Genomic DNA, 1,985 nt, shown 5'->3' on the forward strand with positions numbered 1-1,985 from the left:
AGCGGAAACACCAACGCCTACCGCCGCACCAAAGGCGGCAGACCCGAGATCAAACGCGCCCTCTTCATGGCCGCAATGGCCGCCAGCAACCATCACCCCACACTCAGGCCCTTCTTCCTCAAACTCCTCGCCAACGGCAAAAAGAAGCTCGTCGCCCTCACTGCCCTCATGCGCAAGCTCGTCATCATCGCCAACGCAAAACTCAGACAAGAACATCAACTGAGTTGATGACGGGTTGGGTAGTGAGGGGGCGGCCCCATCCGTCACCCGGTGTCCGGCGCCTCCGGCTTGTCTCTCTTGAACCCGAAGACCATCGGGCTGAGCCCGAGCGACCGGCAGAGGCGGTGGGCCGCGGTGGCGATGGTCTCGGTGTCGAGCATCTCGATCACATCGGGCTCCTGCAGCCGCACCGCCAGACCGGCCCGGAGTGCCGGAATCCAGGCGGGATCGGCGCATTCCGCAAAGTCGCGCTCGACCGCGGCGGTCACCGCCTTCCGGCGCTTGGCCCGGATCGCCTGGATCTCCGCCGGGCTGCCCGCCGGCCGCCTGGGGCGCGGCGTCGCCGGCCATTCCCCGCCGCGCCAGCGCTGCCAGGTCTCGGACAGGCCGAGGCCGCAGGCCACCCCCGCCATCACCGACCCCACCGGCCGGTCCTCGACCCGGACGTCCTGGTCCTCGTAGAGCCCGTCGACCCGCTCCTCGAGATCGTCCTTCAGGGCGTTGAAGCGGCCCTCATCCTCGATCTCCTCGCAGATCATGTCCTGCAGCGTGTCCTGGACCTCGTCGCGGTGGCGGTCGCGGCGGGCCTTGCGGGCGGCCAGGCGGTCGGGGGTCTCGGCCCGGTCCTGGGCGCACAGCTTGTCGGCGGTGCGGGCGCGCTGGGCCAGGGATTGCTGCACCGTGCGGGCGAAGCGGTTGAACGCCAGCCCGGCCTCGCGCGCCTCGGCCCTGGCCGCCACTGCTTCGTCGGACTGGGGCCCGGCGGCCTTCGCCCGGGCAAGCTGGGCCTGGGCGTCGAGGGCGCGGGCGCCCTCGCCTTCGACCAGCTGCAGGCTGATCGCGACGATGCGGGTGAGCACCTCCATCTGCTGCAGCGCGAGGCTGCGGCAGTGGGCCTGGATGTCGAAACCTTCTGGTGGCGTTTTCATGGAACATATCATGAACGAGTCGCGCCAGTTAACACAATGCACATTGTGTTAATGCCCAGTGAACATCTTGTTCATCCGGCCGCCGATTGCCTCTTCCGTTTACGGGAGAGGTAATTTGAGCGGTTGCTTGGCTCCCCGTCCCAGCCCCTCAAGAGGGGGAGCCCGACGCGTGAGTCCGGTCGTGGCCGTCTAGGCGTCGGGCTTGAACGCGCAGCCCAGTTCCACCATCCGGCGGCGCAGCACCAGCAGGTCGCGCCAGACGTCGCGCTTCATGCCGGGCTGCCGCAGGATGAAGGCGGGGTGGTAGATCGGCATGGTCGGCACCGGCGCCGGCAGGTCGGGGAAGGACCGATCGTACCAGCGGCCGTGAATCCGGGTGATGCCCTCGCGCGTCGCCAGCAGCGCCGCGGCCGAGGTGCCGCCGGCGCAGAGCACGATCTTCGGCTTCTTCAGCGCGACATGGCGTTCGATGAAGGGCAGCGAGATCGCGATCTCCGCCGCGTTGGGCTGGCGGTTGCCGGGCGGGCGCCAGTTGACGATGTTGGTGATGTAGACCGTGGTGCGGTCCAGCCCGATCGCCGCCAGCATGCGGTCCAGCAGCTTGCCCGACTGGCCGACGAAGGGCTTGCCCAGCCGGTCCTCCTCCGCCCCCGGCGCCTCGCCGACGATCATGATGTCGGCCTCCGGGTTGCCGTCGGCGAACACCATCTGGGTCGCCGTCGCCTTCAGGCCGCAGCCGTCGAAGGCGGCCAGCGCCGCCGCCAGCTCGTCCAGCGTGTTGCAGCCGGCGGCGATGCGGCGGGCGTCGCCGGTGGCGGCGTCGCTGCCCGGCAGCAC

At 69.5% G+C, this 1,985-nt stretch carries 3 protein-coding genes; 1 reads left to right on the forward strand and 2 read right to left on the reverse strand.

Features of this window, described 5'->3' with window-relative positions:
- Window positions 1-228 (forward strand): transposase (locus tag AB4112_RS35915; protein ID WP_441724067.1); only part of this gene is annotated, 228 nt, incomplete at its 5' end.
- Window positions 229-263: 35 nt separating this feature from the next.
- On the opposite strand, the gene AB4112_RS35920 is transcribed toward AB4112_RS35915, so the two are convergent.
- Together AB4112_RS35920 and AB4112_RS35925 are read right to left on the reverse strand one after the other, a co-directional pair.
- Entirely contained in the window at window positions 264-1,148 is an 885-nt protein-coding gene (locus AB4112_RS35920; protein WP_441727245.1) for a hypothetical protein, read from the reverse strand.
- A 189-nt stretch (window positions 1,149-1,337) separates the two neighbouring features.
- The coding region (locus AB4112_RS35925) for a uracil-DNA glycosylase (protein WP_441727247.1) at window positions 1,338-1,985 on the reverse strand (648 nt) is incomplete at its 5' end.

The organism is Inquilinus sp. 2KB_23 (assembly GCF_052115705.1).
Classification (GTDB): Bacteria; Pseudomonadota; Alphaproteobacteria; order DSM-16000; family Inquilinaceae; genus Inquilinus; species Inquilinus ginsengisoli_A.